Below are 19,817 nucleotides of genomic sequence, written 5' to 3'. Positions count from 1 at the left end.
CCGGGCCACGCACAGGTCGCGTCCTGCGCCGACCACCCGGGCGAGCCGGAAATCGGCCGTGGGACAGACGCTCACGGAACCTGCGGGCCCGGGCAGCCGATGCGCCGGTGCAGCGGAGCCACGCCCGCTCGGTGGACGCCGGGCCACCCCGGGCGCGCTAGCGACCGGTCAGCGCCGAGTACACGGCCGCCAGAGCCCGCCCCGCCTCGGCCGCCGTCGACTCGTCCGCGGACAGCATGCGCAGGGCCCGCCGCAGCAGTGCAGGATCCAGGTCGTCGGGAGCCGGGCGGATCTCCGGCACCGGTAGGGCGGGTAGCTCCAGACTCGCTCCATAGGGGTCGGCGAATTCTTCGCCTTCCGGCGGCGCCGCCTCGACCCCGCTGATCAGGGTGTCCAGGCTCAGCCCGCGCAGGATCAGCAGGTCCCGCGGATGGTCGTCGAGGCGTTCGGCGAGCAGGCAGGCGACCGCGACCGCGTGTTTACACGGCCAGCCGGGATCCGGGCAGGTGCAGCCGAAATCGATATCGGCGGCGGTCTCCGGAAGCAGATGGGGTGCGAGTTCGCGGGGCAGATCGCCGGAGACCACGCGCGCGAGCATGCCGGGCGAACCCCGGATCAGCTCGACCAGCAACTCGACCTCCTCGTCGCGCAAGCGCCGGATATCGCAGGTCGTGGCGAACGGGCGCGGCTGGCTGCCCTGCACCTCGGCGGCCACAACGCCGGGCTCGACCCGGTAACTCACCACCTGGCCCGCCCGGGCATAGGTCCGGCCACGGGACAGCCGGCCGGGTTCGGCGAGCCGCTCGACCACCTCCAGGAAGCTCTTGCCCCAGAAGGTGCGGGCGAAGGCGCCGCGCCGGCTGCGCGCACCGACCCCACCGGAAACGGCCCGGCGCCTGCCGAATTCGCTGAAATCGGGCATTACTCACCCACCGCCTCGGCACCGAGGCTGAACAACCGGGCCAGGTCGTCGTTGCCGAGTTCGGTGATCCAGTTCTCGCCGACCCCGACCGCCAGATCGGCGAGTTCGCTCTTGCCCGTGATCATCTCGTCGATACGTTCTTCGATGGTGTCGACGCAGACCAGTTTGCGCACCTGCACCGCCCGGTGCTGCCCGATCCGGAACGCGCGGTCGGTGGCCTGGTTCTCCACGGCCGGATTCCACCAGCGATCCAGATGCACGACATGATTGGCGGCGGTGAGGTTCAATCCGGTACCCCCGGCCTTGAGCGAGAGCAGCATGATCGGCGGCCCCCCGGCGCCCTGGAATGCCGCAACCATTCCGTCGCGTCGTTTCTTGGCGATCCCGCCGTGCAGGAACGGGATCTCACCGCCGAACCGTTCGGCCAGATACGGGGCGATGAGCTCGCCGAACTCGCGGAACTGGGTGAACAGCAGCGCCTTCTCCCCTTCGGCCAGGACGGCGTCGAGCACATCCTCCACCAGCGCCAGCTTGCCGGATCGGTGCGCGCCGCGGCGCAGCACCGCCGAGGAGTCGCCGAGGAAATGCGCGGGGTGATTGCAGACCTGCTTCAAGCGGGTGAGCGCGCCGAGCACCGCCCCCTTGCGGGCCATGCCCTTGGCATCGCGCAGTTTCTCGAGCATATCCTCGACCACCGCCTGGTACAGGGCGGCCTGCTCGACGGTGAGGTTGGCTCGGACCGTCATTTCGAGTTTGTCCGGCAGATCACTGATCACGGCGGGATCGGTTTTCACCCGGCGCAACAGGAACGGGGAGGTCACGGCACGCAGCCGGGTCACCGCGTTCTCGTCGTTCTCCCGCTCGATCGGTACGGCGAAGCGGGCTCGGAAGGTCTGCGGGCTACCCAGCAGCTTCGGTACCGCGAAATCGAAGATCGAACGGAGTTCTTCGAGCCGGTTCTCCACCGGTGTACCGGTGAGCGCCAGCCGGTGCCGGGCGGGCAGGGCCCGGGCGGCCCGGGCCTGCCGGGTCGCCGCGTTCTTGATGTGCTGGGCCTCGTCGAGCACCACCCGTTCCCACTGCTGCCGGGACAGGCCGACGATATCGCGGGTGAGCAGCGCGTAGGTGGTGACCACCAGATCCGCTCCGGCCACCACCGCGTCGAGGTCATGGCCCTGGGCGCGACCGGGGCCGTGGTGTACCAGGACCCGCAGGTCGGGTGCGAATCGTTCGGCTTCGCGCTGCCAGTTGCCGACCACCGACATCGGACATACCAGTACGGTCGGCCCGGGCGCGCGGTCGCCCTCGCGTTCGTGCAGTAGCAGAGCCAGCACCTGGACGGTCTTACCCAGGCCCATATCGTCGGCGAGGACCGCACCGCAGCCGAGCCGGTCCATGGTCGCCAGCCAGGCCAGGCCGCGTTCCTGATAGGGCCGCAATCGGGCCTTCAACCGTCCGGGCACGGGCACCGGTTCCACCGGGCGATCGGGGTCGAACAGCGCGGCGGGCCAGCCGCTCGCCGTGACCTCGGTCAGCGGCACACCCCCGACCCGGTTCTCGCCGATCTCGCCGATCAGATCGGAGAGGGTGATCTCGTTGTCGCCCTGGTGCAGGGCCACGAATTTCGCGGCGGCCGCGAGCGCGGTGTGATCGGCCTGCACCCATTCGCCGCGCAGGCGCACCAGGTCGGACTGGGCCGAGATCAGCCGCTGCATCTCGTCCTGGGACAGCACGGTGTCGCCGAGTGCCAGTTCCCACCGGTAGCCGACCAGCCCGTCCAGCCCCACCGTGCTCTCGGCGGCGGGTACCGCGGCGCCCTCGACCCGCAGCCGCAGACTCGGCGCGGTGATGTTCCAGGCCCGGGGCAGTAACAACGGGATACCCGCGGCCGACAGCGCTTGCGAGCCGTGGGCGACCAGATCGGCCACCACCTCGGTCGGCAGCAGCAGATCGAGGCTGTGCGGGTCGCCCGGGACATCGCGCAGCCGGGGATAGGCGCGCTGCGCCCGGCCCAGCCATTCCAGGCCCAGTCGTACCTCGTCGGCCGCGCCCGGAACCGGGATCGGCCGCGGCGCCGACCCGTCGGCCCGCAGACAGACCTCGAGGCGCCACAGCGCGGACGCGTCCGCGGTATCGGCGAACTCCCCGTCGGGTTCCCGCAGGCGAAGCACCAGCCCGGTCTCGTCGGTGGCACGGCTCTCCCGCCACTGCCGCAGCACCTCGGCCACCTGATGGCTGCCGGCATCCACCGGGATATCCGTGCGCAGACCGTGCACCAGCGGGTGCGGGTGCGGATCCGCCGCGATCAGTTCCCGCACCATCGGGTCGGTGAGTTCGGTGACCATATCGTCGAGCACATCGCCGGGTGGCCCGGCCACCCGCAGCGCCGGCGGCAGCAGGGCGGCGAGTTCGGCGAGCCAGGCACGCTGACCGGACCCGCCGGACAACCGCCAGCGCGCCCACCATTCGGCATCGTCGCGCCGGAGTTCGGGAACCACCGCGCCGGCCCGCACCCAGCGTTCGATCCCCTGGGCGATATGGCCCAGGAAGCGCAGATCACCGGCCACGGCGCCGGCCGGTAACCGCTGCCGGAGCGCGGCGGCGGCCGGACCCGGGGCGAGCGCGTGCGCCCGTACGGTGTCCCGCCGGGCGCCCGCATCGTCCACCACGAGCACCTCGGCCCGGTGCCGGAAGCGCGATTCGGCCAGTACCGACCCGAGCAGGCCCGGTACGTGCGGTTCGTCCGCGCTACCGGGGGCACGCCACAGCAGCAGCCCGGAACCGGGCGACCACAGTCCGTGCAACATAGCCCCATCAAATCAGCCGGATGCGACAGTCCGCGCACGGTCCCCCACCTCGGCGTCCCGCGGTGCGGCCGTTCGACGTGATACCGGCCCGGCGCACCCGGGTCGTCCCTGGATTTATCCCCGGAGACAGCACATACTGAGAAATATCCGCTGGTCATCGCTGATATCCGTACCCGCCGAGCGCAGCCCCGCCGGGCGGTTCCGGCTGCCTTTGGCGGCCACGCACGACACCCGGCACAGCCCGGCCCGCGAACAGCGGTCCCATCACACAGCGGCATCCCGGCACCACGGTGCCATCGAAAAGCGGAGGGCAGCAGTATGACGATTCTGCTCCAGGTTCTCGAGCAGAGCTACACGCCGACCACCCCGTGGGAACGGCGCAAGTTCACCTTCGTGAATGCCGACAAGATCGTCGGCATGCGGCTCGACGGGCAGTGCGGAGTTTGGCTGGACCTGTCCCGGCCCGGGGAGTCGCAGCGTCTGGCCCATACCACCGTGCCCGAGGAAGCGGTCACCTTCCTCCTCACCGCTTTCGCCAAGATCGCCGAATGTACCGACAGCGGTGGATCCTGGGTGATCGGTCACGACGGCGTGCATATCGAATCCCTGGTCGCCACCCGCTTCCCGCCCCGCGACAGCCGGGTCGACAACGACGAACTGCTGGCCCGCGCCTGGCTCTGATACCGAAACCCCGATAGCTGTCGGAGGGGTCCGGTATACCGGTATCCGTGATGACACGGGGGACGATTCACGCGGTCACCGCTCTGTGTGCCGCCTTTCTGCTACTGGCCTCGGGGACAGGGTGTGCGGCGGTCACCGGCCAGCGGCCCGCACCGGGCAGTCCGGGGCGGGCACAGCTCGAACAATTACTCGGCGCGGTCGGGGTGGTGGCGCAACGCCCACATCCGGGCGGATACGAGCGCGGCTGCGGGGCCGGGCAGGGGTGCGTTTTCGGCCCCGCCTGGTCCGACGACCACGATGGCCCCGGCGGCCGGGACGGCTGCGATACGCGCAACAATGTGCTGGCCCGCCAGCTCAGCGGGGTCGGCTACCGGCCCGGCAGCCACCGGTGCGTCGTGCAGTCCGGCACGCTGGCCGACCCCTACACCGGCGCCCTCATCGTGTTCAGCAAGGAGAACGCCCGGCGGATCCCGATCGATCACATCTATCCGCTGGCGGCGGCCTGGGATCTCGGGGCGGCCGGGTGGCCGGCCGCACGGCGGATCCGGTTCGCCAACGATATCGATTACAACCTGCAGGCCACCGACGACGCGGCCAATACCGACAAGAGCGACGGCACACCCGCGGACTGGCTGCCACCGTCTCGGCCCGGGCACTGTTACTACGCGGGCCGCTACCTCACGGTCGCGGTGCGCTACGGGCTTCCGGTCACCGCCGCCGATCACGCGGCGCTGCGCCGGGTCGCCGCGACCTGCGGGTGAGCGCCGGGCCTACACACCGGTGGCGACCGGCCGCTTCGGATCGTGCGCCCACTGCGACCACGAGCCCGGATAGAGCGCGGCCTGTACCCCTACCACTGCGAGCGCCGCGATCGCGTGCGCGGCGGTGACACCCGAACCGCAGTACACCGCGACCGGGGCCTCACCGATCTCACCGAACCGCTCGCGCAGCAGGTCTTCGGGCAGGAAGCAGCCGTCCTGATCGAGGTTGTCGCTGCTCGGCGCGCTGATCGCGCCGGGTATGTGCCCGGCGCGGGGATCGAGGGGTTCCTGTTCGCCGCGGTAACGTTCGGCCGCGCGGGCGTCCAGCAGAACCCCCTCCCAGCGGGCGACCGCGTCGGCGTCGATCACCGGCAGCCGGCCCGGTCGGAATTCGATATCGCCGGGCGCGGGATCGGGTTCCACCCCGGTGGCCAGCTCGCCGCCGGACCGGGTCCATGCCGGGAGCCCACCGTCCAGGATCCGGACATCGGCGATACCCGCCCAGCGCAGCAGCCACCACGCCCGCGCCGCCGACATTCCGCCGATCGCGTCGTAGACCACCACCGGATCGCCCGTACACAGACCCCAGCTGCGGGCGCATTTCTGGAGCCGGCGCGGATCCGGGAGCGGATGCCGGCCGTGGGCGGGTGAGGGCAGGGCGGCGAGTTCGGTATCCAGGTCGACGAACACCGCTCCGGGTATATGACCGTCCTGGTAATGCTGCGGCCCGTCGGGATCGCCGAGTTGCCAGCGCACATCCAGCAGGCGCAGATCCTTCTCTGTCGATTCCCGGAGTTCTTCAGCCGAGATCAATACCGCGTTCAACGCAGCTCCTCGTCCAAGGGTCTGGAACAGATTTCGTCACCGTACGCGCCGACGGTCCGCGAAGTCCACGCGTACACGGACATCCGCGCGAGGCGTCAGATCCGGGCGAGCAGGGTCAGTGGGTCCTCCAGCAGGCCGGCGACGGTCGTCAGGAAACGGGCTGCCGCCGCACCGTCGATCATCCGGTGATCGAAACTCACCGTCAGCGTCACCACCGAGCGGATGGCCAATTCATCCCGGAAGACCCACGGCCGCTTCACCACCGCGCCCAGGCACAGGATCGCGGCCTCGCCCGGGTTGACCAGCGGGGTACCGGATTCCACGCCGAAGACACCGACATTGGAAATGGTGAAGGTGCCCCCGCGCAGATCGGCCGGTCCCGCCCGGCCGTCCCGGGCGGTGTGGGCCAGCCATCCGATCTCGCGGCACAGTTCCCGCAGGCTCAGAGTCTGGGCGTCCTTGATATTGGGCACCAGCAGCCCGCGCGGGGCGGCCACCGCGATACCCAGGTTGACGTAGTGCCGGGTGACGATCTCGGCGTTCGCCTCGTCCCAGAACGTATTGATCACGGGGAATTCGGCCAGGGCGGCGAGTACCGATTTCGCCACCAGCGCGAGCAGAGTCGGAGTGATCCCTTGGAAGGATGGGGTGGCGCGTAGATGTTCCAGCAGTTCCAGCGAAGCCGTGACGTCCACCGTGATCGAGGTGTCGGCCTGCGGGATCGTGCGCGCGCTGGTCACCATGGCCTCGGCCGTGCGCTTGCGCACCCCGGCGATCGGCGTGCGCTCCTCCCGAACCGATCCCGCGGCCCGGCCCCCGGCCGGCGCCGCTTCGTCACCGGGACCGCGATCGCGTGTATCGGGTTCCGACACCGGCACCGCGCCACGGACATCCGCGACGGTGACCGCCCCCTCCGGTCCGGAGCCGGCCACATACCACAGGTCTATGCCCAGTTCCCGGGCCAGTTTGCGGGCTCCCGGCGTGGCGGCCACCCGTTGCGATTCGGCCGCGGCCGTGCGGGCGGAATCACCACCGTGCTCCCGCGGCTCCGGCGCCGTCCGGGCCGTCCCACCGGGTGACCCGCCGATCACGCCACTGTCGTACGACATGCCGTTACCCGCGGACGGTTCCGGCGACGGTACCGCCGTACCGCCGGGGCGTTGCCCGCCGCGCCGCCGTCGCGAGACCTGCTCCTCCGACGGCCCGTAACCGACCAGCACCGACGGCCGCGCCTGAGCACCCGATTCTGCTGCGGCCGTGCGTATCCGGAGCAGCGGCGCACCGACGTCGATGGTCTCGCCGGGCTCGGCGAGCAGTTCCACGACGGTCCCCGCGAACGGCGACGGTAGCGCGACCACCGCTTTCGCGGTCTCCACCTCGGCGATGGTCTGGTTCAATGTGATCTCGTCGCCCACCGCCACCATCCAGTTCTGGAATTCGGCATCGGTGAGTCCTTCGCCGAGATCGGGGAGACGGAACTCCAGGATCTCGCCGGTATCTGCGGCACGACCTTCGTCGGCGCGGGCGTCGTCGTCCACGGTTTCGGGCACCTCCGGCTGGCATCAGGGGCGGGATCGCACTTCAGGCGGCAAGCGTTCGATCGACCGCCTCCAGGATCCGATCCGGGTCGGGCAGATGATGCTTCTCGAGCTTAGCCGGAGGGTAGGGGATATCGAACCCGGCGACCCGCAGTACCGGCGCTTCGAGCCGGTAGAAACACCGCTCGGTGATCCGGGCGGCGATCTCGGCACCGATACCCCCGGTGCGCGACGCTTCGTGCACCACGATGAGCCGGCCCGTCCGGTCCACTGATTCTGCGACGGTGTCCACGTCCAGTGGCGCCAGGCTCCGGAGATCCACGACCTCCAGCGAGATCCCCTCCTCGGCACCGGTTTGCGCGGCGGCCAGCGCGGTGGCGACCGTGCCCCCGTAGGCGACCACGGTGGCATCGGTCCCGCGCACGCACACCCGGGCCCGGTCCAGCGGCAGGTCGGGTGCGGCGGCCGGATCGAATTCGGCTTTGTCCCAGTACCGGCGTTTGGGTTCGAAGAAGATCACCGGGTCGTCCAGGGCGATGGCCTGCCGGATCATGGTGAAGGCATCGGCCGGATTGCTCGGCGCCACCACCCGCAGCCCCGCGGTGTGCGCGAAGTACGCCTCGGGTGATTCGGAATGATGTTCGACCGAGCCGATCCCGCCCCCGAACGGGATGCGGATGGTCAGCGGCGCCCGTACCGCGCCCCGGGTCCGATAGTGGATCTTGGCGACCTGGGAGACGATCTGGTCGAACGCCGGATACACGAACCCGTCGAACTGGATCTCGCACACCGGGCGGTAGCCGCGCAGCGCCATCCCGAACGCGGTACCGATGATCCCCGACTCCGCCAGTGGCGTATCGATCACGCGGCGGTCGCCGAAATCCTTCTGCAGCGCATCGGTGACCCGGAAGACACCGCCGAGCCGGCCGATGTCCTCACCCATCAGCACCACTTTCGGGTCCTCCTCGAGCGCGCTGCGCAGGCCGGCGTTGAGCGCCGCGGCAAAGGTGGTGATCATGAGCGGACTCCTTCCTCGCGCGGGGTGGGCGCGACGGTGGCGAGCGCCCCGGCCGGGTCGTCGACCAGGTACGCGAGATAGTCCCGGCGCTGCTCGTCGAGGCCCCGGTGCACGGTGGCGTAGACGTGCTCGAAGAGTTCCGGCGGCTCGGGGTCGGCCATGGTGAGGGTCTCGGTGCGCATCAGATGGGCGACCTCGTCGGCGCGTTCCGCCACTCGCCGCCGGGTCTCGTCGTCGAGCAGGCCCTCGCGTTCCAGCAGGAGCCGCATCCGCAGGATCGGATCCCGCAGCGCCCATTCCTCGGTCTCGGCCGCGGCCCGGTAGCGGGTGGGGTCGTCGGCGGTCGTATGTGGACCCATGCGGTAGGTGATGGCCTCGACGAACGAGGGCCCGCCCCCGCTGCGGGCGCGCGCGACCGCCTGCCTGGTGACGGCCAGCACGGCCAGCACATCGTTGCCGTCCACCCGGATCGCGGGGATCCCGTAACCGGTCGCGCGCCGGGCGATCGGAGTGGCGCTCTGCAACTGCACCGGCGCACTGATCGCCCAGTGATTGTTCTGGCAGAAGAACACCACCGGCGCGCTCCAGCTCGCGGCGAAGGTCAGCGCCTCGGCGATATCACCCTGGCTGGTGGCGCCGTCGCCGAAATAGGTGACGGTCGCGATTTCGGCGCCGTCGAGGTGGGCGGCGTAGGCGTAGCCGGTGGCGTGCAGTGCCTGGGCGCCGACGACGATCGCCGGGTTGGCCATATTGGCCACCGCCGGATCCCCGGAGGAATGGGAGACGCCCCGCCACATCGCGGTCATGGCGCTCGGCCGCACGCCGCGGCAATAGGCGACGGCGCTCTCCCGGTAGCTGCCGAATACGTAGTCGTCGGCGTGGAGTGCGTGGGCCGATCCCACCTGGGCCGCCTCCTGCCCCTGGTAGGGAGCCCAGAGACCGAGTTGCCCCTGCCGGGCCAGCGCGACGGCCTCGGTATCTATCCGCCGGGTGACCACCAGGTCTTCGTAGAGCTGCCGCAGTTCACCGGGCCCGATATCGGCGACCAGCGCCTGATATTCGGGGTGGTGCACCCGAGCGCCGTCGGGCTGGATCAACTGCACCGGATACTCGGTTGTGCCGGGCATCGGCCTCGCCTCCTCACGCGGGTCACGCGTTGATGTGGCCTACAACACATAGCATCCACGCTTAAGCGAACTGCGCAAGTCTTGATCGGACAACTGAGCAGAATGCACGGTCTCGCTGCCGCGAGCCCTGACATACTGCGTTATATGACCAGTCCGGAGACAACCGATTCGGTGGTGGACGCCACCGATGCGCGCCTACTGCTCGAATTGATCGCCAACCCCCGGGCCACCGGGGTGGAACTGGCCGCCCGGCTCGGGCTGTCCCGCAATACCGTGCAGGCGCGCCTCACCCGCTGGGAAGCCACCGGCGTACTGGGTAGTTTCGAACGCCGGGTCGAATTGCGGGCGCTGGGCTACCGACTCTCGGCCTTCGTCGCGGTGGTCGTGGACCAGCACCGACTGGAAGCGGTGGTCGGCGAATTGGCCGAGATCCCGGAGGTGACCGAGGTGTGCGGGATGACCGGCCCCACCGACCTCACGGTCCGGGTGGTGGCCCGCGACGCCGACGACCTCTACCGCATCACCGGGCAGATCCTGAAGATTCCCGGGGTGGTTCGCACGAATATGGCCCTGGTGATGCAGGAATCGGTGGGACCACGTACCGCTCCGCTGCTGCGTCGGCTCGCCGAGCAGGCACGTCCCGCCGACGGGCGCCGATCCGAGTAAGCGACATATGGGGGCGCATGTCGCATGTAAGCGTTAGAGTGCCGGGATGGAGCTCTCAGGCACAGTAGCGGACACTTTCTCGGGCCGGACCGCCGTCGTCACCGGTGGCGGATCCGGTATCGGTGCGGCACTGGCACGACGGCTGGCCGACCACGGCGCGCGGGTCGTGGTGGCGGACCTCGATCCGGCCACCGCAGCGCAGGTGGCGGGTGTGATCGGCGATAACGCCGTCGCCGCCGGCGGGGACGCCGCCGACCCCGCGGTGATCCAGCGGCTGATCGATACCGCGGAATCCGCCTTCGGCCCGGTGGACCTGTACTTCGCCAATGCCGGGATCGGCGGGGGCGCCGGGTTGGACAGCACCGACGCGCAGTGGGCGGCCGCCCTGGAGATCAACACCATGGCCCATATCCGCGCCGCCCGCCTGCTCGTCCCCGGCTGGCTGGCACGCGGTACAGGCTATTTCGTGAGCACCGCGTCGGCGGCCGGGCTGCTCACCCAGCTGGGTTCCGCGCCGTATTCGGTGTCCAAGCACGCCGCGGTGGGGTTCGCGGAATGGCTGTCGATCACCTACGGGGACAGAGGGGTCGGGGTCAGCTGCGTATGCCCCATGGGCGTCGATACGGCGCTGCTGCGCGAGGGAATGATCCCACCGGACAACGAGGCGGCCGGACGGCTGGCCATCAACGCCGTGAAATCCGCGGGCGCGGTATTGACCCCCGAAGCGGTGGCCGACACCGTACTGGCCGGAGTGGCGGCGCGACAGTTCCTGATTCTGCCGCATCCGGAAGTGCTGACGATGTACCAGCACAAGGGATCGGACTACGACCGCTGGATCCGCGGGATGCGCCGCTTCCAGCACACGCTGGAGGACCTCGGCGCCCAGCAGTGACTCTCCCTCGGCGCGCCGGGCTCGGCAGTGACCGATCCGCTGCCGTAGACCTCCGCCGTGTCCGGCCGGCGAAGGCGCGGCGGAACCTGTCGATACCACCATCAGCGCTGGTGATCAGGCGTCGGCCGCGCCGAGCTGATCGTGGCCGCCGTGGCGGCGTGGATGGCCGCACTCCTACGACGAACTGGCTCTGCATCCCCGGGAGGAGCCGCTGGCCGACGGGGTGATGCGCCTCGCCCGGCAGGTGTTCCAGCCGCGGAGCGCAGTCCGCGTATGGCCGCGGCCTTCTTCCGTGCGCGCGCCACGGCGGGCGGGCGCCGGCGAAAGGCCGGGCAGACAAGGAAAGGTGACCGAATAGGCCCGAGGGCAATTCGCGGGCGTACCGATTTCCGGATGCTCCCGAGAGCCGTTCCCGGCTACTGCTCGGTGGTGTCGGTGACCAGGACCGCGGCGGCCTTGCGGATCACCTCGGGGATCTCGACCGGTTTGCGGGTTTCCTCGTCCACGTAGACGTGGACGAAGGTCCCGGTGGCGGCCAGCTCGAGATCATCGTCGGTCTCCCGGAAGATCGCGAGGTCGTAGGTGATGCTGGACCGGCCGAGACGGGCGATCCGCAGACCCACGCGCAGCAGGTCGGGGAAACTCAGCGAGGCGTGGAAACGGCAGGACGTCTCCGCCACGATCCCGATGGCGGGCAGTTCCCGGATATCGGTGCCCGTGGCGTCGATCAGCCAGGCGTTGACCGCGGTATCGAAATAGGCGTAGTAGGTCACGTTGTTCACGTGCCCGTAGTGGTCGTTGTCGGCCCAGCGGGTGGGCACCGGCCAGAGCACCGGATACTGCTGTTTGACGCCCTCCCGGCCTCGAACGACCGGGATTCCTCCTGAACCTCGCGGTTCTCCGGTGGGTTCCTGTTTCACAGGGACGTGCCTTCCGCTAGGCGGCAGGACTTACTGTCCCTCCGCAGGCGTTTAACCTCTCGGCCCGTCCGGCCGCGAGGATAATGATCGCCGCGTTCACATCGCGGTCGGGAACGGCCCCACACGCGCACGTCCATACCCGAACGTGTAGAGGCTTCTTCCCACCCATAGCCCCACACACCGAGCACATTCGGGTGGACGGGAAGAATCGATCCACCTTGCCGAAGGTACGCCCATTCCGGTGAGCTTTCTCCTCCAGCATGCGGGTGAACATGCCCCACCCCGCATCGTGCACCGATTTCGCCAACCGCGTACGAGCTTTCGCCCGGCTCTTCGAACCCTTCTCCTTCCGGGACAGGTCCTGCTGGGCTTTCCTCAACCGCCGCTCCGCCTGCCGCAGAAACCGCGGCGAAGCGATCGTTTTCCCGTCCGACAGCACCGCGAACGTCGACAACCCGAGATCGATACCCACCTCGGCTTGGACAGGCGGCAACGGGGAGTCGTCGGTCTGCACGACGAACGACGCGAAATAGCGGCCGGATGCGTCCTTGACGATCGTGACCGACGAAGGATCCGACGGCAGTTCCCGCGACCACCGCAGCGCGAGTTCGTCGACCTCGGCCACATACAGTCGCCGGTTCGAGCGCAGCGAGAACCCGTTGCGGGTGAACCTGATCGCCTGCCTGTTGTCCCTGCGTGACCGGAAGCGAGGCGGGGTGAGTTTCGCGCCCTTGCGTCTCCCGGGCACCGAGGCGAAGAAGTTCCGGTACGCGGTGTGCAGATCGCCGAGCGCCTGCACCGGCGCCACCGTGGAAACCTCGGCCGGCCACGTCCGTTCCGGGGTTTTCTTCGCCTCGGTGATCACCCGGGTCTGTAATGCGGAGTCTGTGATGTACGGCCGGTCGGCCACGTGTGCTCGCTGTCTGATACGCAGACCGTCGTTGTACACCACCCGCGCACACCCGGGCCAACGCAACCTGTCGACCGGGCGTCGGATAGACGCGGAAGTTGTACCGAAGCTGCACCCACGCACACTATCCCGCATATCCGACAACTTCGATGCACCGACCTGGCCCTGAAGTACCGGGCCCGCGCGGGACGTTTCACGGTCAGCCGGGCGGGGGCACCACGGCGGCCGCGGCCCCCAGCCGGTGATCGCGCGGGCTCACCCCGAACTGCCGTTTGAACGCGGCACTCAACGCGAAGGCGCTGCCGTACCCCACCCGGCGGGCGACGGCCTCCACCGTATCGTCGGTGCCCTGCAGCAGGTCGGCGGCCAGATCCAACCGCCACTCGGTGAGGAAGGCCATCGGCGGTTCGCCGACCAGTTCGGTGAACCGCCTGGCCAGCGCCGCCCGCGAGGACCCCACCTCCCGGGCGAGATCGGCCACCGTCCAGCCGTGTGCGGGATTGTGCTGCAGCAGCCGCAATGCCTTACCGACCAGCGGGTCGCCGTAGGCGTGATACCAGGGTGGCGCCTCGTTCCCGGCGAACCAGGTGCGCAGAGTCGCGATGAGCAGCAGGTCCAGCAACCGGTCCAGCACCGCGCTCTGCGCGGGCTGATCCTTCACGGTCTCCTCCACCAGCAGGCTCAGTACCCGTTCGTCGGACCGCCCGCGCGGCACCACCAGGGTCTGTGGCAGGGCGCGCAGCAGGCGCCGGCTCACCGCGCCCGCCTGTTCGTAGGAGCCCGTGACCAGAACGGTTTCCCCGGCCGGGTCGTTACCCCACTGCCGCACCCCCAGGTTCATCGTCTCGCAGAGCACCTCACCGTCCACCGTGGTGGTGATCTGGCCCGGGTTGATCAGGATCTGCGGATCGGTGGCGGGGTCGTCGGCGACGGTATAGGGGCGGGGTCCCCGGAACACCGCCACATCCCCGGCGCTCATCCGGTGCCGACCGCCGTCCTCGGTGAGAACCCATGCGTGCCCGCGGATCACCGCGGCCAGCGTCAAAGGCGATTCGTCCTGGATACGCAGCGACCACGGCGGGCTCAGCAGTGAACGCAACAGGAACGCGCCCCGCGCCCGCGGACCCTCCAGCAGGGCAGCCAATGCATCCACGCCGCCCACGATAGCGGCGCCTCATATCCTGGGAATACCCCGCGACCACGGCGGATCCACGACGAGGGCTCCCGCGGCAGGCGGCCGAGCGGGCGCCGTGCCCGTGCGGCGCCACTGCGCGGGCGGACGTGCACGACGGGCGAGGGCGCTGGTAGGAATCTTCGGCCTTTCAGGCCGGAGAGGGCGTCAAAGGTACATACCCGCATCCGGCGCCACGTCGTGGACCGCGATCCTGCCCGTCCCGTCGCGCAGCGCGACCAGTTCGGCGAGCGTCGCTCCGGTCGCGGGAGCTTCGGCGCCCCGGTCCCCGAGCCAGCGCCGCGCCTCGCCGGCGGACAACCGGCCGACCTCCAGCTGCGCGAGGCACCGGCCGGGCCGGGTCACGGCGGGATGCAGCCGGGAGAGGTCCTCGTTCGTGCTGATCGCGACCAGCACATCGCGGCCCTGGCCCAGCATGCCGTCGGTGAGGTTCAGCAACCGCGACAGTCCCTGCCCCGAGGATGACTTCGCCTCGCTGTGGATCAGTTCGTCGCAGTCCTCCAGGATCAGCAGACGCCAGCGGTCGGCTTCCTCGTCCTCTCCTTCGGCGCCCATGGCTGCCCGCATCAGATAGCCGGGTTTGGCGAACAGCATCTCCGGATCGAGCACGCAATCGGCCTGGCACCATTCCGACCAGGCCCGGGCCAGCGCCCGCAGCGCGGTCGTCTTGCCGGTCCCGGGCGGTCCGTGCAGCAGCAGTAGCCGGCCGCGGATATCGTCCGCGCGCAGGGCCATCAACCGGTCCAGCGCGGTGGCGACGGCGGTGCTGTAGTTGCCGCGGATCTTCGGCCACTCCGGCGTGGTAACGGCCAGCGCGCGCCGCTGCGCCCCGTGTTCACCCTGGTGCCAGAAGCCCATCTTGACCGTGGCCCGGTCGTTGTCGGCCGGTTCTTCGGCGTCCTGGACCGATTCCGCCACAATGCGTTCGGCGAGCTCGTCGCTGATCGCCGTGACCTCGACCTGCGCCGATTTATCCGACCAGCGATCGGCCCGCAGGGTCCAGCCCTCGCCGAGCACGAGGATCGACCGGGAATCGCTGTCGACCACCGACCGCGAGATCCGCGACCCCGGCGGCCGTAGCGCCGCCTCGGGCCGCACCCGCTCCAGCCGGCTCTTCCGGTAGTACGGCTGTGTCCCGCGGCCGAAGAAGCTCAGGGTGAGCATGTCCAGCAGATCGCGAGGGGTCGAATAGGAATCGAGCACGGCATTCCACGCCAGCAGCTCGGCGGGGTCTGTGACGGCGGTGTCGGAGCCGATCAGTCGCAAGGGTTCGTGGCTTTCCAGCATCGCCGACAATCATCGACTCGCGCCCGGGCAGCGTCCACCGGTTTTCCCGGCACCGACCGGTTACTCGGGTCGACACCACGCCACATACTAGGGGCGCAATGACAGTTCGACCAGCGGAACCGTTTCGATGCCGCGGCCGGTCGCCTCCTCGATGAGGCCGCTCAACTCCCGATATGCCCGCGGGTGCCGGACCCGATACCCCGCCAGCACCTCGGCTGCCCGCACCCGGTCCAGGACGCGCGCCTCGGCGGGCAGCCGGTAGTGGGTGCCGATACTCACCCGGCACCGCGGTTCGGTCAGCAGATTCCGGTACCACTGCGCGGTCTCACCGAAGCCCGACGCGACGATCACGGTGCCCGGGTCCGGGCGGTCCACCGTCTCCAGCGCCACATAGCGCGCGGCACCGGATTTGCGGCCGATATGTTCCAGCAGCAGGAGCCGGCCACCGAACAGGAACCCGAGCCGGGCCCGGAACAACCAGATCGGCGATCGAACGAACCAACGGGATTGCAGCAGTTTCGCGCCAGGACTCGCCATCGGCCGACCGTACAACAGCAGCACGGCCCCGGGCGGTGGTGAACCCACCCGGGGCCGTGGCGATCACCGTGCGACTACAGGGCCTTCAGCTCCTCGGTGACCGCACCGACCGACTTCTTCGCGTCTCCGAAGAGCATCGAGGTGTGGTCGGAGTAGAACAACGGATTGTCGATACCGGCGAAACCGCTGTTCATCGAACGCTTCAGCACGATCACCGATTTGGCCTGGTCGACATTGAGGACCGGCATACCGTAGATCGGGCTGGCCGAATCCTCGCGGGCGGCCGGGTTGGTGACATCATTGGCGCCGATGACCAGCGCTACATCGGTGCGGCCGAACTCGCCGTTGATATCGTCCATTTCCTTCATGGCGTCGTAGGACACCTCGGCCTCGGCCAGCAGCACGTTCATATGCCCGGGCATCCGTCCCGCGACCGGATGGATGGCGTATTTGACCTCGACGCCCTTGGCTTCGAGCAGTCCCGCCATCTCCTTGACCGCGTGCTGGGCCTGGGCGACGGCCATACCGTAGCCGGGTACCACGATCACCTGGTTGGCGTAGGCCATCTGGATCGCCGCGTCGGCCGCCGAGGTGGCCTTGGCCTGCTTCTGTTCGCCGCCACCGGAACCGGCGACGGCGCCGCCACCACCGAAACCGCCCGCCACGATGGCCGGGATGGACCGGTTCATCGCCTTGGCCATCAGATTGGTCAGGATGGTGCCGGACGCGCCGACGATCATGCCGGCCACGATCATGGCGGTGTTGTTCAGTGCCAGACCGGCGGCCGCCGCGGACAGGCCGGTAAGCGCGTTGAGCAGCGAGATCACCACGGGCATATCGGCGCCGCCGATCGGCAGCACCACCATCAGGCCCAGCACCCCGGCGGCCAGCAGCAAGCCGACCATCCACCACTGCGAGACGCCGCCGTCGGAGGCGCCGAGCCCGATGACGACCGCCGCCGCGGTAGCTGCCACCAGCAGCAGCAGATTCACCACCTGCTGCAGTTTGCCGAGACCGATCGGGCGTCCGGGCAGGATCTCCTGCAGTTTGCCGAACGCGATCAGCGAACCCCAGAACGACACCGAACCGATGATCGCGGCGAACAGCGAGCCGACGATGATGTGCACCGTCGGTTCCTCACCGTGATGGAAGACCGAGAAACCGGTGGTATCGATGAATTCGGCCCATGCGATGAGGGCGACCGTGCCGCCGCCGACACCGTTGAACGCCGCCACCAGCTGAGGCATCGCGGTCATCTTGGTGTAGCGGGCGGGCGGCACGCCCAGCACCACGCCGACGATAAGGCCGGCGACGATCAGGATCCAGTTACCGGTGTCCCGGACGGCGATCAGGGTGGCGATCACCGCGATCGCCATACCGGCCGCCGCGATCCAGTTGCCCCGGACCGCGGTCTTGGGACCGGTCAGCCCCATCAGGCCGTAGATGAACAGGGCGAAGGACAGGATGTAGAGAATATCGACCAGATTGTCCATGGGTCACTTACCTGCCTTCTCGGCACCCGCGGCGGGCTTCTTGCCTTTGAACATGCCCAGCATCCGGTCGGTGACCACGAAACCGCCGATCACATTGAGCGTTCCGAACACCACGGCCACGAACAGGATGACCTGGACACCGAGGGACGGATCCTCCATCCGCCCGAGGGTGACCAGCGCGCCCAGCACCACGATGCCGTGGATGGCGTTGGTACCCGACATCAGTGGCGTGTGCAGGGTGTTGGGGACCTTGGAGATCACCGCGAAACCCACGAAACCGGACAGCACCAGAATCGCGATATTCGCCAGCAGTTCGGTGTACATCATTCGGCCTTCGTTGTCGGTTCGGCGTCACGGGTGACGCAGGAATCGGCCAATACCTGATCGGAGAAATCGGGTTTCAGTTCGCCTTCGGCGAGCATCAGTTCCAGCAGCGCGGCAATGTTCTTCGAGTACAGCTCGCTGGCGTGCTCGGGCATCGTGGCGGGCAGGTTCAGCGGCGAGCAGATCGTCACGTCGTGCTTGACCACGGTCTCGCCGGGTTCGGTGAGTTCGCAGTTGCCGCCGGTCTCCCCGGCGAGGTCCACGATGACGCTGCCTGGTTTCATCCCGGCCACCGCGCCCGCGGTCACCAGCCGCGGCGCCGGACGCCCGGGTACCAGCGCGGTGGTGATCACCACGTCGAAACCTTTGATGGCGTCCTCGAGCGCCTGCTGCTGTTTGGCCTTCTCCTCATCGGTGAGTTCGCGGGCGTAGCCGCCCTCACCGGCGGCGTCGATACCGAGATCGAGCCACTGGGCGCCGACCGACCGCACCTGATCGGCGACCTCGGGGCGTACGTCGTAGCCGGTGGTGCGGCCGCCCAGGCGTTTCGCGGTGGCCAGCGCCTGCAGCCCGGCCACGCCGACGCCGAGCACCAGCACGGTCGCCGGTTTCACGGTGCCGGCGGCGGTGGTGAGCATCGGGAAGAAGCGGGTCGATTCCGACGCCGCCAGCAGGACCGCCTTGTACCCGGCGACATTGGCCTGCGAGGAGAGCGCGTCCATCACCTGGGCGCGCGAGATCCGCGGGATGGCCTCCACCGCGAAGGCCCGCACGCCGGCCTTCTTCAACGCGTCGATCTGGTTGTCGGCGTTGCGCGGGGCGAGGAATCCGATGAGCGTCTGCCCCGTGGACAGTTTGCCCACTTCGGCGTCGCTGGGCGGGGCCACCTTGACGACCACATCGGCCGACCAGGGGTCGCCGATCTTCGCGCCGGCTTCCTCGTAGGCGGTATCGGGAATGAGCGCGCCCGCTCCGGCTCCGGCCTCGACCACGACCTCCACACCCTGTTTCACCAGCGTGGGAATGATCTTCGGAACCAAGGCGACCCGCCGCTCGCCCGCGGCGGATTCGCGAACGACACCGACACGCGCCCCGCGCGGCGACGAATCGCTCACGGCCTGCGTTGTCTCCACTTGTCTGCTTCCCTCTCCTGATGTTTCGGCCGCCGATCACCGGCGCCGGGCGGAGGTGCCCTGGGACACCACCGCCCGAAATCCTGGCAACCGTACATCGGCCGAAGTGAGATTAGCTGAGATGCCCGTCACATTCCGAGTCGACAGCCGGACGTCTTCGCATCGGTAAAGCCTGATGACGGGATATATCCGCCGAAGCAGGCTCAGGAGTTTGAAAAGTTTGCCAAGTCGATGCCGGCTCCGGGACGCGCCGAGCCCTTACGCCGTAGAGTGCGCCATGTGAGCGACTGCGTTTTCTGCGGGATCGTGGCCGGCACCGCACCGGCCCATCGGGTGTACGAGGACGATACGGTGACCGCGTTCCTGGATATCCGGCCGATCACCCGCGGGCACACGCTGGTGATCCCGAAGCGGCATGCCACCGATCTGTCCGAACTGGATGCCGAGGCCGGGGTGGATCTGTTCCGGGTCGGCCATCGCCTCGCCCGGGCGGTACAGGGTCCCGGGTTCGCCGCCGACGGTGCGAATCTGCTGATCAACGATGGCAAGGCCGCATTCCAGACGGTCGCGCACGTCCACCTGCATGTAATCCCCCGCAGTCACGGCGACAAATTACGGTTCGCGACCGGACTGGTGCTGCGCCGCTCACACGAGCCCGCACGGGTCGCCGCCGCGCTCCGCGCGGACCTGGCCGCCCTGGACACGCGGCCCGGCGCCGACGGGGAACCGGCCTGATCTCCGGCCCCAGTACGAATCCCGCTCAGCCAAGGACGACCCTGCCGAT

The 19,817-nt window shown here is 69.1% G+C and carries 19 protein-coding genes; 5 read left to right on the top strand and 14 right to left on the bottom strand.

The window, feature by feature from the left end:
* Positions 1-157 precede the first annotated feature (157 nt).
* Together NGR01S_RS09645 and NGR01S_RS09640 are read right to left on the bottom strand one after the other, a co-directional pair.
* Entirely contained in the window at positions 158-922 is a 765-nt protein-coding gene (locus tag NGR01S_RS09645) for an SWIM zinc finger family protein (protein ID WP_063035829.1), read from the bottom strand.
* On the bottom strand, positions 922-3,729 hold the full coding sequence (locus tag NGR01S_RS09640; protein WP_063035828.1) for a DEAD/DEAH box helicase: 2,808 nt from the start codon (positions 3,727-3,729) through the stop codon (positions 922-924). Before NGR01S_RS09640 ends, NGR01S_RS09645 begins: the two co-directional genes overlap by 1 nt.
* 318 nt (positions 3,730-4,047) lie before the next feature.
* Here NGR01S_RS09640 and NGR01S_RS09635 point away from each other — a divergent pair, with 318 nt between their 5' ends.
* Positions 4,048-4,410 carry a hypothetical protein gene (locus tag NGR01S_RS09635; RefSeq protein WP_063035827.1) on the top strand — a complete coding sequence of 121 codons (363 nt, stop codon included), beginning with the start codon at positions 4,048-4,050 and terminating at the stop codon, positions 4,408-4,410.
* A 50-nt stretch (positions 4,411-4,460) separates the two neighbouring features.
* Positions 4,461-5,171 (top strand): HNH endonuclease family protein, encoded by a 711-nt coding sequence (locus NGR01S_RS09630; RefSeq protein ID WP_084480596.1) that lies wholly within the window; start codon positions 4,461-4,463, stop codon positions 5,169-5,171.
* Positions 5,172-5,180: 9 nt separating this feature from the next.
* Here the strand turns inward: NGR01S_RS09630 and NGR01S_RS09625 are convergent, their stop codons facing one another.
* The 4 genes from NGR01S_RS09625 to pdhA all read right to left on the bottom strand — a co-directional run bounded on the left by NGR01S_RS09625 (position 5,181) and on the right by pdhA (position 9,679).
* The gene (locus NGR01S_RS09625) at positions 5,181-5,996 is read right to left on the bottom strand and encodes a sulfurtransferase (RefSeq protein ID WP_063035826.1); all 816 of its coding nucleotides are present in this window, start codon (positions 5,994-5,996) and stop codon (positions 5,181-5,183) included.
* Positions 5,997-6,091: 95 nt separating this feature from the next.
* A complete protein-coding gene (locus NGR01S_RS09620) occupies positions 6,092-7,483 on the bottom strand; it encodes a dihydrolipoamide acetyltransferase family protein (protein ID WP_063035877.1) in 1,392 nt (463 codons plus the stop codon).
* Positions 7,484-7,577: 94 nt separating this feature from the next.
* A complete protein-coding gene (locus NGR01S_RS09615; RefSeq protein WP_063035825.1) occupies positions 7,578-8,552 on the bottom strand; it encodes an alpha-ketoacid dehydrogenase subunit beta in 975 nt (324 codons plus the stop codon).
* On the bottom strand, positions 8,549-9,679 hold the full coding sequence (gene pdhA, locus NGR01S_RS09610) for a pyruvate dehydrogenase (acetyl-transferring) E1 component subunit alpha (RefSeq protein WP_063035824.1): 1,131 nt from the start codon (positions 9,677-9,679) through the stop codon (positions 8,549-8,551). The genes NGR01S_RS09615 and pdhA overlap by 4 nt, the downstream gene beginning before the upstream one ends.
* Positions 9,680-9,823: 144 nt before the next feature.
* On the opposite strand from pdhA, the gene NGR01S_RS09605 reads away from it, so the two are divergent.
* Both NGR01S_RS09605 and NGR01S_RS09600 read left to right on the top strand, forming a co-directional pair.
* Positions 9,824-10,345, top strand: coding sequence for an Lrp/AsnC family transcriptional regulator (locus NGR01S_RS09605; protein ID WP_063035876.1), 522 nt, complete (start codon positions 9,824-9,826; stop codon positions 10,343-10,345).
* Between the two features lie 46 nt (positions 10,346-10,391).
* Positions 10,392-11,237: an SDR family oxidoreductase gene (locus NGR01S_RS09600; protein WP_063035823.1), complete on the top strand. Its 846-nt coding sequence runs from the start codon at positions 10,392-10,394 to the stop codon at positions 11,235-11,237.
* Between the two features lie 416 nt (positions 11,238-11,653).
* On the opposite strand, the gene NGR01S_RS09595 is transcribed toward NGR01S_RS09600, so the two are convergent.
* From NGR01S_RS09595 to NGR01S_RS09560, 8 genes are all read right to left on the bottom strand, one after another.
* Positions 11,654-12,115, bottom strand: a complete 462-nt coding sequence (locus NGR01S_RS09595; RefSeq protein ID WP_063035875.1) for an acyl-CoA thioesterase — start codon at positions 12,113-12,115, stop codon at positions 11,654-11,656.
* A gap of 58 nt (positions 12,116-12,173) precedes the next feature.
* The gene (locus tag NGR01S_RS09590) at positions 12,174-13,109 is read right to left on the bottom strand and encodes an RNA-guided endonuclease InsQ/TnpB family protein (protein WP_063035822.1); all 936 of its coding nucleotides are present in this window, start codon (positions 13,107-13,109) and stop codon (positions 12,174-12,176) included.
* A 157-nt stretch (positions 13,110-13,266) separates the two neighbouring features.
* On the bottom strand, positions 13,267-14,220 hold the full coding sequence (locus tag NGR01S_RS09585) for an AraC family transcriptional regulator (protein WP_063035821.1): 954 nt from the start codon (positions 14,218-14,220) through the stop codon (positions 13,267-13,269).
* A 186-nt stretch (positions 14,221-14,406) separates the two neighbouring features.
* Positions 14,407-15,546, bottom strand: a complete 1,140-nt coding sequence (locus NGR01S_RS09580) for a DUF5925 domain-containing protein (protein ID WP_063035820.1) — start codon at positions 15,544-15,546, stop codon at positions 14,407-14,409.
* 87 nt (positions 15,547-15,633) lie between these two features.
* On the bottom strand, positions 15,634-16,083 hold the full coding sequence (locus NGR01S_RS09575; protein ID WP_063035874.1) for a nitroreductase family deazaflavin-dependent oxidoreductase: 450 nt from the start codon (positions 16,081-16,083) through the stop codon (positions 15,634-15,636).
* Between the two features lie 74 nt (positions 16,084-16,157).
* Positions 16,158-17,576 (bottom strand): NAD(P)(+) transhydrogenase (Re/Si-specific) subunit beta, encoded by a 1,419-nt coding sequence (locus tag NGR01S_RS09570; protein WP_063035819.1) that lies wholly within the window; start codon positions 17,574-17,576, stop codon positions 16,158-16,160.
* Positions 17,577-17,579: 3 nt separating this feature from the next.
* Positions 17,580-17,900 carry an NAD(P) transhydrogenase subunit alpha part 2 gene (locus tag NGR01S_RS09565; protein ID WP_030522455.1) on the bottom strand — a complete coding sequence of 107 codons (321 nt, stop codon included), beginning with the start codon at positions 17,898-17,900 and terminating at the stop codon, positions 17,580-17,582.
* Positions 17,900-19,033, bottom strand: a complete 1,134-nt coding sequence (locus NGR01S_RS09560; protein ID WP_063035818.1) for a Re/Si-specific NAD(P)(+) transhydrogenase subunit alpha — start codon at positions 19,031-19,033, stop codon at positions 17,900-17,902. The genes NGR01S_RS09565 and NGR01S_RS09560 overlap by 1 nt, the downstream gene beginning before the upstream one ends.
* A gap of 279 nt (positions 19,034-19,312) precedes the next feature.
* Between NGR01S_RS09560 and NGR01S_RS09555 the strand changes: the two genes are divergently transcribed.
* Entirely contained in the window at positions 19,313-19,768 is a 456-nt protein-coding gene (locus NGR01S_RS09555) for an HIT family protein (protein WP_174551688.1), read from the top strand.
* Positions 19,769-19,817: the final 49 nt, after the last annotated feature.

Source organism: Nocardia grenadensis NBRC 108939, from assembly GCF_001613445.1.
GTDB classification, from domain to species: Bacteria; Actinomycetota; Actinomycetes; order Mycobacteriales; family Mycobacteriaceae; genus Nocardia; species Nocardia grenadensis.
Note: the sequence above shows the minus strand (reverse complement) of the source record. Positions and strands in the feature narration are given on the sequence as shown.

Excerpts from the sequence above, each read along its gene's own strand:
- NGR01S_RS09565 (WP_030522455.1), bottom strand. The coding sequence starts at position 17,900 with ATGTACACCGAACTGCTGGCGAATATCGCGATTCTGGTGCTGTCCGGT.
- NGR01S_RS09630 (WP_084480596.1), top strand. The coding sequence starts at position 4,461 with ATGACACGGGGGACGATTCACGCGGTCACCGCTCTGTGTGCCGCCTTT.
- NGR01S_RS09640 (WP_063035828.1), bottom strand. The coding sequence starts at position 3,729 with ATGTTGCACGGACTGTGGTCGCCCGGTTCCGGGCTGCTGCTGTGGCGT.
- NGR01S_RS09635 (WP_063035827.1), top strand. The coding sequence starts at position 4,048 with ATGACGATTCTGCTCCAGGTTCTCGAGCAGAGCTACACGCCGACCACC.
- NGR01S_RS09575 (WP_063035874.1), bottom strand. The coding sequence starts at position 16,083 with ATGGCGAGTCCTGGCGCGAAACTGCTGCAATCCCGTTGGTTCGTTCGA.
- NGR01S_RS09645 (WP_063035829.1), bottom strand. The coding sequence starts at position 922 with ATGCCCGATTTCAGCGAATTCGGCAGGCGCCGGGCCGTTTCCGGTGGG.
- NGR01S_RS09580 (WP_063035820.1), bottom strand. The coding sequence starts at position 15,546 with ATGCTGGAAAGCCACGAACCCTTGCGACTGATCGGCTCCGACACCGCC.
- NGR01S_RS09605 (WP_063035876.1), top strand. The coding sequence starts at position 9,824 with ATGACCAGTCCGGAGACAACCGATTCGGTGGTGGACGCCACCGATGCG.
- pdhA (WP_063035824.1), bottom strand. The coding sequence starts at position 9,679 with ATGCCCGGCACAACCGAGTATCCGGTGCAGTTGATCCAGCCCGACGGC.
- NGR01S_RS09570 (WP_063035819.1), bottom strand. The coding sequence starts at position 17,576 with ATGGACAATCTGGTCGATATTCTCTACATCCTGTCCTTCGCCCTGTTC.
- NGR01S_RS09600 (WP_063035823.1), top strand. The coding sequence starts at position 10,392 with ATGGAGCTCTCAGGCACAGTAGCGGACACTTTCTCGGGCCGGACCGCC.
- NGR01S_RS09615 (WP_063035825.1), bottom strand. The coding sequence starts at position 8,552 with ATGATCACCACCTTTGCCGCGGCGCTCAACGCCGGCCTGCGCAGCGCG.